The 14,686-nt window shown below is 73.8% G+C and carries 12 protein-coding genes; 8 read left to right on the forward strand and 4 right to left on the reverse strand.

Annotated elements, in window-relative coordinates:
* The first annotated feature begins 192 nt into the window (after positions 1–192).
* Positions 193–1,425, forward strand: a complete 1,233-nt coding sequence (locus ACFTWP_RS37260; protein ID WP_380269544.1) for a serine hydrolase domain-containing protein — start codon at positions 193–195, stop codon at positions 1,423–1,425.
* 126 nt (positions 1,426–1,551) lie between these two features.
* On the opposite strand, the gene ACFTWP_RS37265 is transcribed toward ACFTWP_RS37260, so the two are convergent.
* Positions 1,552–4,308 carry a hypothetical protein gene (locus ACFTWP_RS37265; RefSeq protein ID WP_380269545.1) on the reverse strand — a complete coding sequence of 919 codons (2,757 nt, stop codon included), beginning with the start codon at positions 4,306–4,308 and terminating at the stop codon, positions 1,552–1,554.
* 147 nt (positions 4,309–4,455) lie between these two features.
* Here ACFTWP_RS37265 and ACFTWP_RS37270 point away from each other — a divergent pair, with 147 nt between their 5' ends.
* Positions 4,456–4,656, forward strand: a complete 201-nt coding sequence (locus ACFTWP_RS37270; protein ID WP_380269546.1) for a hypothetical protein — start codon at positions 4,456–4,458, stop codon at positions 4,654–4,656.
* 114 nt (positions 4,657–4,770) lie between these two features.
* Here ACFTWP_RS37270 and ACFTWP_RS37275 read toward each other — a convergent pair whose 3' ends face one another.
* The gene (locus ACFTWP_RS37275) at positions 4,771–5,283 is read right to left on the reverse strand and encodes a DinB family protein (RefSeq protein ID WP_380269548.1); all 513 of its coding nucleotides are present in this window, start codon (positions 5,281–5,283) and stop codon (positions 4,771–4,773) included.
* A gap of 156 nt (positions 5,284–5,439) precedes the next feature.
* A complete protein-coding gene (locus tag ACFTWP_RS37280; RefSeq protein ID WP_380269549.1) occupies positions 5,440–7,170 on the reverse strand; it encodes an AIPR family protein in 1,731 nt (576 codons plus the stop codon).
* A 303-nt stretch (positions 7,171–7,473) separates the two neighbouring features.
* On the opposite strand from ACFTWP_RS37280, the gene ACFTWP_RS37285 reads away from it, so the two are divergent.
* The 6 genes from ACFTWP_RS37285 (at position 7,474) to ACFTWP_RS37310 (ending at position 13,794) form a co-directional block, all read left to right on the forward strand.
* Complete coding sequence (locus ACFTWP_RS37285) at positions 7,474–7,773, forward strand: hypothetical protein (RefSeq protein ID WP_380269550.1); 300 nt, start codon at positions 7,474–7,476, stop codon at positions 7,771–7,773.
* A gap of 190 nt (positions 7,774–7,963) precedes the next feature.
* Entirely contained in the window at positions 7,964–8,815 is an 852-nt protein-coding gene (locus ACFTWP_RS37290; protein WP_380269551.1) for a MerR family transcriptional regulator, read from the forward strand.
* Positions 8,816–9,137: 322 nt separating this feature from the next.
* Positions 9,138–10,349 (forward strand): hypothetical protein, encoded by a 1,212-nt coding sequence (locus ACFTWP_RS37295; protein ID WP_380269552.1) that lies wholly within the window; start codon positions 9,138–9,140, stop codon positions 10,347–10,349.
* A gap of 140 nt (positions 10,350–10,489) precedes the next feature.
* Positions 10,490–11,083 (forward strand): TetR/AcrR family transcriptional regulator, encoded by a 594-nt coding sequence (locus tag ACFTWP_RS37300; protein WP_380269553.1) that lies wholly within the window; start codon positions 10,490–10,492, stop codon positions 11,081–11,083.
* A gap of 121 nt (positions 11,084–11,204) precedes the next feature.
* On the forward strand, positions 11,205–12,284 hold the full coding sequence (locus ACFTWP_RS37305; RefSeq protein WP_380269554.1) for an SDR family oxidoreductase: 1,080 nt from the start codon (positions 11,205–11,207) through the stop codon (positions 12,282–12,284).
* A 325-nt stretch (positions 12,285–12,609) separates the two neighbouring features.
* The gene (locus ACFTWP_RS37310; RefSeq protein WP_380269555.1) at positions 12,610–13,794 is read left to right on the forward strand and encodes a hypothetical protein; all 1,185 of its coding nucleotides are present in this window, start codon (positions 12,610–12,612) and stop codon (positions 13,792–13,794) included.
* A 104-nt stretch (positions 13,795–13,898) separates the two neighbouring features.
* On the opposite strand, the gene ACFTWP_RS37315 is transcribed toward ACFTWP_RS37310, so the two are convergent.
* Positions 13,899–14,582 carry a winged helix-turn-helix transcriptional regulator gene (locus tag ACFTWP_RS37315; protein WP_380269556.1) on the reverse strand — a complete coding sequence of 228 codons (684 nt, stop codon included), beginning with the start codon at positions 14,580–14,582 and terminating at the stop codon, positions 13,899–13,901.
* Positions 14,583–14,686 lie beyond the last annotated feature (104 nt).

Consider the following 14,686-nt stretch of genomic DNA (forward strand, 5'->3'; position numbering starts at 1 on the left):
GCGCCGGCGCCGTGGCACGCCGGTGGCACGGTTCGGGAAGCGCCGTGGTTCGGGAGGTGCCGGGCGGGCGGCTGTGCCGTTCGGGTGCCGGCGGCGGTGCCGGACCGCCCGGGCGGGCCCGACGGGTGATGTTCGCAGCGGGTCGCCGGCCGTCGCGGCGGTGCCCCGGCACCCCCGGCCGATACTGCGGGCATGGAACCCACTCGCCCCACGTCGCGGTCCCGGACCGCCGCCCTCACCGTGCTCACCGCCCTCCTCGCCCTGGTCACCCCGGTCACCACCGCCGGCGGTGCGACGGGCGACGGCGGCCACCGCCGACCCTGCGTCGGTTCCCCGCGCCCCGAGAGCGGCCCGGCCCTCGACGTCCTGCGGATCGCCGAGCAGGCCAAGGCTGAGCTGGACCTGAAGTCCGTGATCGTCCGCGTCACCGTCGACGGTCGCGAGGTGGTCACCAGCGCGCTCGGCGAGTCGATGACGGGAGTCCCGGCCGATCCCGCCATGCACTTCCGGAACGGCAACGTGGCGATCAGCTACCTGGGCACGGCGCTCCTGCGGCTGGTCGACGAGGGCGTGGTCGCCCTGGACGACCCCGTCGCCCGCTGGCTGCCCGACCTCCGCCACGGCGACCGGATCACCCTGCGGATGCTCGCCGACTCCACCTCCGGCCTCGTCGACTACGTCACCACCCCCGGCTTCGGCGAGGCGGTGTACGCGGACCCGTTCCGCCAGTGGTCGGCCGACGAACTCGTGGCCATCTCGACCGGCGAGCCGCAGTGGTACGAGCCGGGCACCAACTGGAGCTACTCGCACGCCAACTTCGTCCTGCTCGGGGCCGCCCTGGAGCGGATCACCGGGACCAGGCTGGACGTCCTGCTCCAGCAGACAATCATGGGCCCGCTCGGACTGGGCGAGACGCGCAACAGCTTCACGCCCGACATCCCGACCCCCGTCCTGCACGCCTTCACCGCCGAACGCGGGACGTACGAGGAGTCCTCCTTCTGGAACCCCTCGTGGACCACCGCACCCGGCGCGGTGCAGACCACCGACATCTGCGACCTGGCCCGCTCGGCCGCCGCCATCGGCTCGGGCGAACTGCTCTCCCCGTCCGCCTACCAGGAGCTGCTGAACCCGGGAACGGTGGGCCTCGGCGGGCCGACCGCCACCTGCCCGGACACGGTCTGCATCCCCAACACCGAGGCCACCCACTACGGGATGGGTCTGCTCGTCCTGAACGGCTGGATCTCGCAGCACCCGCTGTTCTTCGGCTACACCGCGTCCCAGGCCTACCTCCCCTGCCGGCGCCTGGCCATCGCGGTCTCGACCACCAAGAACCGCGACACGCCGGACGGCCACACCGCGCAGGCGATCACCCAGCGCATCGCCGCCGCGCTCGCCCCGGACCAGCCGATTCCCGACTTCGGCTGAGCGGCGGCCCCGCCCGGGGAGTCGGTACGGCCCGTCCCCGGGCGCCTCGCCCCGACCGGGTGGCGAGGCGCGGTCCGGCCGGTGAGCCCGGGTGCGAGGCGCCCCCGACGGGGTGGGGCGGTCCGGTCACGACCAGGGAGGAGTGGGGGACCCGTCCGGATCCAGCCCGTACGGCCACCGCGTCAGGGGGAACGTACGTCGGCCCTCGTCGGCGGCCTGCCGGTAGAGGGCCTCGGCGCCCTCGCCGTCCCCCGCCGCCTCCCGCGCCCTTGCCAGGCGGGCCGGCACGGACGGCTCGCCTGCCTCGGAGGCCTGCCGGGCCAGGGCCTCGGCGCCCGCACGGTCTCCCGCCCACTCCCGCCGCTCCGCCAGGTGGGCCAGCGCGGAGGGGTCGCCGGCCTCGGCGGCCTGCCGGGCCAGGAGCTCGGCGCTCTCCCGGCGTCCGGCCTCCTCCCGGATCTGAGCCAGCCGGGCCAGGGCGGAGGGGTTCCCTGCTTCGGCGGCCTGCCGGGCCAGGAGCTCGGCGCCCGCACGGTCTCCCGCCCACTCCCGGTTCTCCGCCAGGTGGGCCAGCGCGGACGGGTTCCCGGCTTCGGCCGCCTGCCGGGCCAGGGCCTCGGCGCCCTCGCGGTCCCCCGTCTCCTCGCGCATCTCCGCCAGGCGGCCCAGGGCCACCAGGTGGCCGCCGTCGGCGGCCCGCCGGTAGAGGGCGGCTGCGCCCGCCCGGTCGCCGGCCTCCTCCCGCATCCTCCCCAGGTGGATCAGGGCCGTGAGGTAGCCGCCGTGGGCGGCCTGCCACAGGAGGGTCTCGGCGCCCTCGCGGTTCCCCGTCCTTCTCCGAATCCTCGCCAGCCGACCCAGGGCGGCCTGGTGGCCGCCGGCCGCGGCCTGTCGGGCCAGGGTCTCGGCGCTGTCGTGGTCCCCGGCCGCCTCGCGCAGCTCCGCGAGGCGGGCCAGGACGTGCGGGTTGCCGGTCGCGGCGGCGAGCCGGGCCAGGGTCTCGGCGCTCCCGTGCTCTCCGGCCTCCTCGCGCAGCTCCGCGAGCCGGGCCAGGACGTGGGCGTTTCCGGTCTCGGCGGCCCGCCGGGCGAGGCTCTCGGCGGCCTCGTGCTCCCCGGCCCTCTCCCGCATCTCCGTCAGCAGGGTGAGCGCGGTGCGGTGGCCGCCGTCGGCGGCCCGCCGGTAGAGGGCGGCTGCGCCCTCCCGGTCGCCGGCCGTCTCCCGCATCCGTGCCAGCCGGACCAGGGCGACACCGTGGCCGCTGTCGGCGGCCCGCCGGTAGAGGGCGGCTGCGCCCTCCCGGTCGCCGGCCGTCTCCTGCCGCTCCGCCAGGTCGGTCAGGGCGCCGGGGTGACCGGCCTCGGCGGCCCGGCGGCGAAGGTGGTGGGCCCACTGGAGGCGGTGCCGGTCCTCGGCGGCCCGGGCGAGGCCGTCGAGGTCGTCGGGCCGGGTGAGGTGGGCGTGGGCGGCGGCCCAGAAGGAGGCGGGCGGGCAGAGCCGGCGCCGGGTGGTGCGGCCGTGGTGTTCGAGGTAGTCGACGAGCCGGAACACCGGCCCCGCGGCGGGGACGGCAGTGGGCGCCGGCCCGCCGGGGGGCCGGCGCGCGGGTCGGGCGCTGACGCGGCGCAGCGGGGCCTGCCGGCCGGGGACGGGGTGGGCGAGGTCGGTGAACGCGGCTTCCGCCCAGTCGTCGGTGAGGTGGTCCCAGTCGTCGTCGGTGAGGTAGTCGGTGGCGGCATCGATCAGGAAGGCCTGCGGGAGGTGCAGGCCGACGCCGAGGCGGCGGGCGTCCATGGCGGCCTGGAGCAGCGCTCGGACGGCGGGGCCGCCCTGCTCGTAGCGGCGCAGGAGTTCGGGGGCGCCGGCGAGGTCCTGGGCGATCCGTCCGTGGGCGCCGACCCGGGCGAGCGCGTCGGCCAGCAGCCGGTCGCCGCCTTCGGCGAGTACCTGCGCGGCGCGCAGCGCCTCCCGGTCGAAGGCGTCGGGGACGGTGAGGGTGCGTCCGGAGAGCAGTTCGCGGACCCGGCTGTGCGGGTCGGGGGCGGCAGAGCTCGGCAGGGCCGTGAACCGGTCGACGTACTCGGGCCACAGCGTGCCCAGGACGAGGACCGGGCGGTGGTCGGGGCCGGTGAGCAGGGCGTGCAGGGCGGCGGCGATGCGCTCGCCGGCCTGGGGGTGGCCGAGGTAGTGCTGCGCCTCGTTGAGCCACACCACCGTGCGGGGGCCGACGCGTTCGAGGTCGGCGAGCGCCGCTTCGGCCCGGGTCGGTTCGAAGGGGTGCCACAGTCGCCACCCCTGGGCCGCGAGCGGCTGAACGGCCTCCCAGCAGGCCCGGGTCTTGCCGGTCGAGGACGAGCCGACCAGGACGAGCATGCGGCCGGCGCCGTGCGCGGCCTGGCGCACGGTGTCGGCGAGCACCCGGTCGTGGCCGCGCGGGACGTAGCCGGGCAGCACCGGCTGGCCGGTCGCGCCCGGTTCGTTCGGGGAGTTCGGGGAGTTCGGGGAGTCCGGGGAGTGGGGGGAGTGGGGGGAGCCGGCGCCGGCGGGATGGACCTCCAGGTCGTGCGGGTCCCACTGCGCGATCGGCCGGCCCGGTCCCGAGTCCCGGGCGGTGGCGGGGCCGGCCTCGCCCGCGGCGGTTCGTCGAAGGTCCAGCAGGCCCTCCAGGTCCGCCCGTAGGCCGACTCCGCGGGCGATGGCCGCGACCGTCTCCGCCGACGGCGCGGGTGCGTCGGTGCGGAAGGCCTCCTGGACGGTGGTGCGGCTCAGGCCTGCCGCGCCGGCGAGCTGGGTCTTCGTCAGGCGGGCCCGGGCGAGCCCGTCGGCCAGCTTCGCGCGCAGGCTGGCGAGCGCCGCCTCACGTTCGCCGCGTTCCTCGCCCACGTGTCCCCAGCCGTCGTTCCGCGCAGCCGTACGTCCGCCCGGCCGTGTGTCCGCCGATGTTCATCATCGTCCGGTCGGACCTCGGCGGACACCGGTTCCGCGACCTTGGGTCACGTCAACAGCCCACCACTGCCCAGGGAGACCACCGTGAACCGTCTCGCCGTCGTTCTGCTCGCCACCGCCCTGGTCGTCGTCTTCGCCCTCCTGGCCGCCGTCGCCGCGGGCGCCCTGGCGCGGCTCGACGGCGCCGGCTACCCCGCCGCGTTGACGCGGGCGGCCACCACCTTCGCCGCCGTCCTCACCCTCGCCGCCGCCTTCACCGGCGTACTCGCGCAGCTCCTGTCGTGAACCCGCCGCCGGGGGCGGGCCCGTTCCGGCAGCCTGGGCCGACTCGTCCGGGCCGGCTCGTCCGGGTCGGCGGACGGGGTGTCGGCCGCCGGTGAGTCCTCCGCATCCCCCGGCTCAGTAGTAGCCGGTCTCCCCGTCCAGGAGCTCGCGGATGGTGTCGAGCTGCCCGGCATGGCGGGCGGTCTCCTCGATCATGTGGAGCAGCATCCAGCGCAGCGACGCGGAGCCGGACCTGAACTCCCGGTTCGCCCCCGGCTGCTCCAACTCGTGGGCGGCGGCGACCTCGTTGGAGCTCGCGCACTCGCGGTCGTACTCCAGGAGCAGCCGGGCGAGCGGCACGCCCTCGGCCTTGAAGTCGGCGTCCTCCTCCTCGCCGAACTGCGGGTTGGCGGAAGCGGGGTGGTCCAGGAACAGCACCTGGAACCAGCAGTGTTCCGTCCAGCGCAGATGGGAGACGATCCCCGCCACGGTCATCAGCGGGGAGGACGGGAGGACCGACCGGTGGGCGTCCTCCTCGGAGACCCCCTCGCACTTCCACTGGACGATCGATCGCTGGAGGTCGAGCCACCCGATGATCTGGGTGCGTTCGTCGGCCGTGAAGTCGGGGCGGGTGCGAGGACGTGGCATGGCAGTGGACGCTAGCCCGATCGGACACCGCTCGCACCCGGTTTGCGCCCACCCGGGCCGCGCCTCGCCCCCGTACGGGTTGACCGGTCGCAGGCGACGCCCCTGGGCCGGCCCGGTGGGTCCGTGGGTTCAGCTGGTTCAGCGGGTTCATGGGGCTCAGTGGGTGATGTGATACCGGCTCTGGGTGATGACGGCCTGGCGCAGGCGGGTGGTGAAGTCGGGGGTGCGCGCGATGCGGTCGACACCGCCGGCCTTGTTCTGCCGCAGAGCCGACTTGAAGGAGGTGTCGAGGGTGGCCGCCATGCGTTCCATCAGCTCGTCGTCGAGGTGGGCCAGGTCGACGTTGAGCAGGTCGCGGTGGGTGGGCTGGCGCAGGCGGGTCAGGGTGTGGGCGGACATGCAGGCCATCGGGTAGAGCCAGTTCTCGACCGTCTCGCCCAGCAGCGGCCGGTCCTTGGCGTAGTCGGTGAGGAACCGGCGCAGCGTGGTGTGGACGTCCAGGCTCAGCCGGTACAGGTCGAGGTCGAGCCGCGCGGAGAAGATCTTGCTGTAGTGGGCGTCGTCGAGGAGCAGCGCCTCGGAGTGCTTGAGGGCGGTGTGGGGCTCGCGCAGGGCGAAGGCGGTGAACTCGCGTGCGAGGCGGGCCATGCTGACTACCTGGTCGAGCGGGAAGCCCAGGTTGCGGTAGTAGCCGGCGCGGCGTTCGTAGTAGTAGCCGCCAGCGTTGCTCAGGCTCTCCTCGATGTCCTTCTGGATGGGCTCGGTCGCGCGCAGTGCTCCGGCCGGCAGCTGGGTCTGGCTGTTGGTGGCCCGGATGATGCGGTCGCGTGCGGTGCCGGACCCCGGCGCCACGACGATCTTGACGAGCAGGGAGCGGTCACGGTGCTGCCCGCCGGCCTCGACGTAGCTGTAGACCTCGTGGCTCGTCTGCAGGCCGTTGACGATCTGCGGTTCCCTGACGACGATCTTCTTGCCCACGATCTGGGCTGCGTCGGCGACCACTGTGACGCCGTTGTTGAACCACCAGAAGTCCTCGCCGGTACCGGACTTGAGTGTCTCGGCGATCGCCGTGTTGACCGTGGTGGAGCCCGCATAGTCCCGTACGTTCGACTCGAACAGCTCCAGGCGCAGGGCCTGGTTCTTGGTGGTGATGAAGCGGTAGTACTCGTCCAGCCGGGCCAGGCACACGTAGCCCTCGCCCAGTGATGTGCCCATCGGGGCCTCCGAGAAGACGAGCTCGGCCACCGCCTTCGCGCCGCGCGCGGTGCGCTCGCGCAGGTCGGCGGCGTTCAGGTACTCGATCGTCGCTTTCGCTCCCGAGGTGATGGTCGCCAGCTCGCGGCGGAGCCGGTCGCCCTTGGACTTCACGTTCGGATGCGGACCCTCGGGTGCCGTGCAGGCGTAGATCACCCGGACCGACAGCTCAGGGAAGGACGACGCCGACTCCTCCAGCACGTGCAGGAACCGGCGGGTTCGGTCGAGCAGCTTGGCGTTGGTGTGGGCCGTCAGTTCCTCCTCGACACGGCCCATGTCCAGCAGGGTCGGCAGGTGGAAGTGCAGCTTCTCGAACACCGTCTCCTGGTAGCCGGGGGAGGTCTTCGACTGCAGCACGACGAGATCGATCCTGCTCGCACGGCTGGTGAGGTACTGGTAGGCGTCGGCCGTCACGTAACGGCCGTCGACGAACGACCAGATGCCGTCGACACCGCAGTCGTGGGCGCCGTCGACGATCCCGTCCGAGATCTCGTCGTTGTCGAGGTCCCATTCCTGCAGGGCCTTGTCGGCGGTGAAGAAGGTGAAGAAGTCCTCCCGGCTCTTGTCCGGTGCCAGCCGCCGGTGCTGGTCGTCGAGGATGCGGTCCAACAGGCGCTGGTCGTTGCTCTGCACGGGTGCCAATGTGTCCCCCTGGTCAGTACACGCGCGAGAAGCGCCATCCTTCCAGTGCGGACCCCCGGGTGCCCGCCGAATCGGGATAACTTCCTTCTCTTCCAGCTGATTTGATCTGCGTTGTGGAGTGAAGGTGCGCCGGGGGCGCGCCGACGTGCGCCGGGGCGCACCGGTGTGGTCGCACTGTTCCTCGACCGCTCCGGCACGCCACCACGCTGCCGCGCCGGGACGATCGCGGAGTCCGGGGCGGCCGGAGTCGCCGAAGTCCCGGCGGATGCCGGCGCGGTGACCGATGATGGCCCGGTGACCACGGACGACGGGCCCAAGCGGTCGAGCGACGACGCCGAGCTGTTCGCCGTCGCGCTGCTGAAGGCCCGCCTCGTGGCCGGTTCGGCGACGGCGGCGGCCAGGCCGTGCTCCGAGCTCCTCGACCGCTTCGAGGAGCGGGTCGGCGAGCGGGGACTGCGCCTGCTGACCACCCATCTGGTCGAGCTCGCGGCAGGCCTCGCGGGCGGGCGCCTGGCGGCCCTGGAGCGCCTGGAGCAGATGGAGTTGGACGCTCTGCACCGCCAGCAGCAGCCCGGGCCGGACCCAGGACCGTGATCGGCCGCACCACCCGACGGACCTCCGAAACCGGGCGGGGCGGTCCGTGAAACCCGGGGGCGGTCGGCAAAGGCCGCTCGCCGGCGGATGGCCGTGTCGGGCGCACATTGACGGGCGTGCCAGCCGGCTCGGCATCGGCTCCGGGTACCGCGCTTGAGGTTCCCGCGGGGCAAGGTTCTAGGGTCGGGGCATGGAGGACGGACCTGAGCTGATCACGGTCGGTCAGCTGGCACGTCGTGTCGGCCTGACGGCCAAGGCCCTTCGGCACTACGACCGGGTGGGCCTGCTGGTCCCCGCCGTGGTCGACCCCGGCACGGGCTACCGGCGCTACGGCCGGGACCAGGTCGCGCTCGCGCGGCTGGTGCACCTGCTGCGTTCGGTCGACGTCCCGCTGGAACAGGTTCGTGCCTGCCTGGTCGAGCCGGCGGACCGGGACGCGATCCAGCAGGTCCTGATCCGGCACCGGCGCCGGCTCCAGGCACGTCTGGACCGGGTCCGCGCGGACCTGCACCGGACCGACCATCTCATCGAGGACGGAGCCACGACGGCGATGACGGACCAGGACACCGAGAAGCCCGCCCCCGGGACGGAGGGGGGCGAGCGCAGAACGGCCGTCGACCTGTTCAACGGCGTCTGGCGGCTGCTGGAGAAGGAGGACCGCAGTGCGGAGGACGACGACCGGATGCTGCACATGGCGCACGCCTCGCGCTACCACTGGGGCCAGGTCGGCGCCCCGGTGAACCTGAGCCGCGGCGAGTGGCAGTGCTCCCGCGTCTACTCCGTGCTCGGCCGGGCCGAGCCCGCGCTCTACCACGCCCGGCGCGGCCTGGAGATCTGCCGGGCCCACGGAATGGGGGACTGGGACCTGGCCTACGCCTACGAGTCCCTGGCCCGTGCCCACGCGGTGGCCGGGGACCGGGAACAGGCCCGCAGTTGGACCGAACAGGCCCTCGCCGCCTGCGAGGACATCGCCCAGGACGAGGACCGCGAACTGGTTCTCGTCGACCTGGAGGCCGTCCCCGCCCAGCCGCGCTTCTGGTGACCGTCCCGAACAGGCCGGCCGGCCCCAGCCCCTCCGGAGGCCGGCCCGACCGCCGGCCGTCCCGCGCCGGCCGGGGGTCCGGGTTCGGTAGGCCGGGCCGATGTCCGCCGGCAGGGCGGCCAAGACGAGGGCGACGGCCTCCTCGGCGGTCGTGGTGCGCGCGACGAGGCCCCCGTTCTCGTCCGTCCCGTCGCCGGCCCCCTCGTCGCCTCGCCAAGACGTCACCCGATTCCCCGAGTCGGCGGAGGAGGCAACCCCGAGCGAGCAGTCAGGCGTCGTACGGGGGGACGGGGCGGCCCCGCCCCGAGACTGGAGATGCGACATGGCTGTCGCAGTACGCACCCGGTTGTTGCTGTTAGGCACGGTGTCCGCGCTGGTGATCGGCGGGGGCCTGCCCGCAACCGCCTCGGCGGCCTCCGCGGCCTCCGGGGCCGACGCGTCCGCGCCGCGTTGGAGCGCCGCCAAGCTGCCCGGCGGCGACACCGTGCTGAGCGGTTCGGTGCGGCCCGACGCGCACACCACGTGGACGGCCGGTTTCCGGATCGTCGACGAGGGTGACGGGATCTCCTTCCTGCCCGTCCTCTACACCCACGACGACCGCCGCGACGGGCCGTGGACCGAGGTGCCGACCGCGCCCGGGGCGGTCGGTCGGATCAACGCCCTCGCGGCGACCTCGGCCCGCGACGCCTGGCTGGTCGGTGACGCCGGCGGCGAGGGCGAGCCGGTCATGACGGAGCACTGGGACGGGCGTTCGTGGCGGGTCAAGCCGGCGGCCATGCCGGCGAACTCGATCGGCGGCGGCCTGTTGGGCATCGCCGCCCTCGCACCGGACGACGCGTGGGCGGTGGGCTGGGCGCAGGTCCTGGACGAGCGGATCCCCGATCCGGACGGCGGGCCGTCCCAGATCGTCGACCACCAGGAGGGGCTGGTCCAGCACTGGGACGGACACGCCTGGCACCGCGTCGACCTGCCGGAGCCGTACGCGAACTGGGCCCTCAACGGGATCTCGGCGTCCGGCCCGAAGGACGTCTGGGCGGTCGGCAGCGGGTTCGGGGACGACGACCAGCCGGTCGTCCTGCACTACGACGGCCGTTCCTGGACCGTGCTGCCGACGCCGCCGTACGGCGGTTTGTACGGCGAGTTCAACGAGGTCGTCGCCAACGGACCGCGGGACGTGTGGGCGGTGGGACGCACGCTCCTGGACGAGAAGGACCGCGGTCACGCGCTGATCATGCACTGGAACGGGCGGACGTGGACCCGCACGGACGGGCCCGCCGACGCCGGCGCGCTGACGGGCGCGGCGGTCACCGCGGACGGCATCGTCGCCGTCGGGCGGACGGTTCGCGGCGAGGGTGGCTACGCGCTGCGGGTGTCCGGCGGGCGGGTCACGTCGCTGGACTTCCCGGCGGCGGAGGGGACGACGTACTCGCCGTGGAAGGTCTCCACGGCCGGGCGTGAGGTGGCGGTCAGCGGCACGCTCCGCTACCCGAGGCAGTCGTTTCCGCAGCCGATGCTGCTGACCACCCGTCTCTGACGTGCTCCGTCGGCCCGTGCCCGGCGGCGCGGGGAGGGTGCCGTACGGCACGGGCCGACTCGGGCGGGGGCGTGGGCGGGTGCGGGGTGTGCGGGTGCGGGCGCTCGACAGGAATATGCAGACCGGTCTATTGTTTCCGTATGGGAGTCAAGGGTGAGGAGACCCGGGCCCGGCTGATCGCCGGCACTCGGGTGCTGATCGAGGCACACGGGTACTTCGGCACCGGACTCAACCAGATCGTGGCCGAGAGCGGTGCCCCGCGCGGTTCGCTCTACTTCCACTTCCCCGAAGGCAAGGACCAGTTGGTCGCCGCCGCCCTGGTCGACGCCGGTCGGGAGGTCGAGGACCTGCTCACGTCCCTGGTCGCCGAGGGGGCCGACAGCGGGGCGATCACCCACCGACTGGTCCGGGTCTTCGCCGACCGGCTGCAGGGCTCCGACTACGCCAAGGGCTGCCCGATCGCGACCGTCGCCCTGGAGGTCGCCGGCACCAACGAGCCACTGCGGGCCGTCTGTGCCGGGGTGTACGAGAGCTGGCAGCGCGTCCTGGCCGGGCGGTTCGAGGCGGAGGGTTTCCGCCCCGCCGAGGCGGTGGTCGCCGCCGGGCAGGCGCTCGCCCTGCTGGAGGGTGCAGTCCTGCTCGCGTCGGTCCGGCGCAGCCGCGAGCCGTTGGAGCACGCCGAGTACGCCGTCCTCCACCTGATCGGCAGCCGGAAGCCCTCCCGTACCTCGTAGGTCCGAGGTTCGGCGGGGTGGTGCAGTGGTGCAGTGCGAACCGCGCCCGATCCTGCACAGCCAAAGCCCTTCGCCTGGGCAAAAAATATACAGACCGGTCTACAGAATTGGATGAACCTCCGTGAACGGTACGCAGTCCACACCGCCCGCGCCCCGCACGCTCGTCCTGGGCGCCACCGGCTTCCTCGGCCGCTGGCTGGTCCTGGAACTCCTCACCCGCGGCGAGCCCGTGGCCGCCGCCGTCCGCGGCGGCAACGACACCGAGCTCCGCCACTGGCTGCGCGCACACGGCGCCGACGAGGCCGCCCTCGCCACCGTCACCGCCGACCTCACCCGGCCCGGGCTTGGCCTCTCCGCCACCGACGACGACCGCCTCGGCGCAATCCGCGACGTCCACAACCTCGCCGCCCGCTACCGGTTCGGCCTGACCCGCGCCCAGGCCCACCCCGCCAACGTGGACGGCGCCCTGAACGCCCTCCAGTGGTGCGCCACCCGCCCCCACCTGCGTCGCCTCGTCCACCTCTCCGGCTACCGCGTCGGCAGCGACCCCGAACCCCGCTACCCGCTCACCCCCCGAGCCACCGACGAGCTCTACGGCCGCCTCGGCGGGTACGAGGCCTCGAAGCAGCTCGGCGACGCCGCCGTCCGGGTGACGGCGCCCGGCCTCGGCGTCCCGCTGACGACCGTCAACCCCAGCAGCGTCATCGGCCACTCGCAGACCGGCGAGGCCGGTCAGTACCTCGGCCTCGCGGAGTTGGTCCGTCAGCTCCACCGCGGGCGCCTCCCCCTGCTCCCCGGCACCCGCAGCACCTTCCTGCCCGTCGTCACCGTCGACCACCTCGCCCGCTTCCTCGCGGCCGTGCCCGCCCACGACGACGCGCCCGTCCAGGTGCACACCGTCCTCGACCCGGACACGCCGCTGCTCCCCGAGCTCATCGCGCTGCTCGCCGACCACCTCGGTGTCCGCCCCCCGCGCGCCCTGATTCCGGTCGGGTTCGTCCGGCGCCTGCCCCGCGCCCTGACCGGCGCCGATCCGGAGACGCTCACCTTCCTCTCCGAGGACCGCTACGACACGGCGTCCGCCGACCGCCTCGCCACCGCCGCCGGCCTCGTCCGCCCCCCGCTCGCGCCCGCCCTCCGGCACTGGGCCACCCGTCTCGTCGCGGACGGTTTCGGCGGCCCGCGACCGTCCGGGGACTGAGGCCCGCGCTGCCACCTCGCCGGGCGACGCGTGAGGTGCGGGACCGCTCGGGGCGTCGGCCCGTCATTTCCATTGTGGCTCCCCCGGGGTGGCGGGGGCTCCGGCGAGCCGGACTCGCCTCGGGTGCCCGCCGCATCGAGGGCCGGGGTCGGGGTCGGGGTCGTTCGGACAGGGCGGGTCGCGCGCATCGGGGTTCACCTCCGGTGGGATTTCGGTGGGACTCCGTGCCGACATCGGGCCCGCCGCGCCGCCAATGTCCGCGGCCGGAGCCGGCGATTGCTACCGTGCACGAAGGACTTCCCGCCGCGACCGAGTGCGAGGGTTCATGAGCGACATCCTGGTCAACACGACGACCGCGGGTATCCAACACCAGCCCGCCGTGGCCGACTTCCGCGGCACGCACTACCTGGTCGCCTGGGCCGACCGACGCGACCTCACGGTCAAGGGGCAGGTCCTCCAGGCGGACGGCCAGCGCAGCGGTGCCGAGTTCGTGGTCAACTCGCCCCAGCCTGCCCAGGCGAACACGGACCGCCTGCGACCGGCGGCCACCGGTACCGGCAGCGGTCCGGTCGTGGTGTGGATCGAGGCGGCCGTCAACCCGCCCGGCCCGCGCCCGCAGGTGAAGATGCAGCGATTCGACCTGGACGGGCACAAGGCGGGCCCCGAGATCCAGGTCAGCACCGATGATGTCGCCGCGGACCAGCAGCCCGACGTCATCGGCTCGATCGACGGTGGCTGCGTGGTCGTCTGGGCGGACCAGCGGCGGGACAGCCGCATCCGCGCCCAGCGCTTCGGGCCGGACGGGGTGAGGAAGGGCGCCGAGTTCACCGTCAACACCACCGAGGGGTTCCACGAGAGCCCGATCGCCACCCGGATCTCCGGGAACCAGGTGGTGGCCTGGCGCAGCGACCCGTCACCGCCCGGCGGCGGCGCCCTCACGTTCCGGATCCTCGACTTCGAGGGAGCGCCGGTGACCGACGAGATCAGGGCGGACATCTCCGGCTTCCACGGCCCGAAGGCGATGGCGGTGCTCGACGACGGCCGGTTCGTCCTCGCCCACTCCCGCAATGTCGGCGAGTCCCCGATCGGGGTCACCAGGAGCGTCGTGGAGGCCCGGGTGTTCACCGCCGAGGGCGCCGACGCGAACGTCATCGTCTCCGCGACGGACGCCGACGGGATCCAGTCCTCGGCCCCGGTGCTGGTGGGGCTGCCCGGCCGGCGCTTCCTGCTGGCCTGGCTCCAGCGGAGCGCCGAGACCGTCCACACGGTCACGAGCGTGCGGGCCAAGGTCTTCTCCACGCTCCAGGGCTCGGTCGGGGCGGAGGCGGAGGCGAGCAACTCCACGGCGACGGACCGGTTCCAGCTGGCCGGCGCGGCGGCGTTCGGCGGTGGCGACGGCGCGGGAGTCCTCCTCGCCTGGGCGGACGAGGGCGGCGCGGACGGCGACCCGTCGGACTTCGCGGTGCGGGCCCGGGCCTTCCAGGTGGTCGCGCCCGGCACCTTGGTGTAGCGGGCTCGTCGGCTGCCGGCCGGTCCCGCGCGAACGACGCCGGGGGAGCATGGCTTCTCCCGTGCGCCGTGGCGGGGTGTCCGCGCGGGCACCCCGCTCTCGGTTCAACTCGTCTGGTGCGCCGTACGGTTGTGCGGGGACGGAAGGCGGAACAGGCCGCTCAGTCGGCGGAGGGCCTCCGGGTCGCCGGATGCGGATGCGGTACCGGTCTCGATCGCCTGCGCGAGGGTGAGGCTCTGGTCGGTCAGTCGGAGGAACGCCTCCTGACCGATGGTGACGGTCGCGTCCGGTTGCTGTGCCGGTCCGTGCAGTGCCTCGACGGCCCCGCCGTCGATTCGGGCGTGGAACACCTCGTCGTCGACGCGGAACTCGTAGACCGCGCGGAGTCCGGCGGCGGCCTCGGGGTCGAAGCAGGCCTGTAGGCCGAGCACGGCCCAGCCGGGGTGGAACGTCTCGTCCTGGCGTCGTTCGCCCAGGGCCCACTTCAGGCCCCAGCGGGCGAGCTGCAGGATCGCCGGTCCGAGTTCCCGGCCCGCCTCGGTGAGGGCGTAGGCGGGGGTTCGGGCGGGCGGGGGCAGCACGACCCGGTGCGCGAGCCCCTCGCGTTCGAGGTGCTTCAGGCGGGCGGCGAGCAGTCCGGTGCCGAGGCCGCGCAGGCTGGCCTGGAGGTCGCCGTACCGCTTGGGGCCGGTCAGGAGTTCGCGGATCAGGAGCAGCGTCCAGCGCTCGCCGACGAGGTCGAGGGTGCGCGCGGTCGCGCAGTACTGGTTGTACGTTCGCTGGTCCACTTCACCATCCTAGTGTGACGCGCCACAAATCACGAGGGTAAGTTGATACCCTTTTATGGTGTCGCATCCTGGGCCCTCCGCTGTGTCGATCGCGCTGTCTGACG

It is taken from the genome of Kitasatospora sp. NPDC057015 (assembly GCF_042673745.1).
Lineage (GTDB): Bacteria > Actinomycetota > Actinomycetes > Streptomycetales > Streptomycetaceae > Kitasatospora.

Excerpts from the sequence above, each read along its gene's own strand:
- ACFTWP_RS37310 (WP_380269555.1), top strand. The coding sequence starts at position 12,610 with ATGAGCGACATCCTGGTCAACACGACGACCGCGGGTATCCAACACCAG.
- ACFTWP_RS37260 (WP_380269544.1), top strand. The coding sequence starts at position 193 with ATGGAACCCACTCGCCCCACGTCGCGGTCCCGGACCGCCGCCCTCACC.
- ACFTWP_RS37275 (WP_380269548.1), bottom strand. The coding sequence starts at position 5,283 with ATGCCACGTCCTCGCACCCGCCCCGACTTCACGGCCGACGAACGCACC.
- ACFTWP_RS37300 (WP_380269553.1), top strand. The coding sequence starts at position 10,490 with ATGGGAGTCAAGGGTGAGGAGACCCGGGCCCGGCTGATCGCCGGCACT.
- ACFTWP_RS37295 (WP_380269552.1), top strand. The coding sequence starts at position 9,138 with ATGGCTGTCGCAGTACGCACCCGGTTGTTGCTGTTAGGCACGGTGTCC.
- ACFTWP_RS37290 (WP_380269551.1), top strand. The coding sequence starts at position 7,964 with ATGGAGGACGGACCTGAGCTGATCACGGTCGGTCAGCTGGCACGTCGT.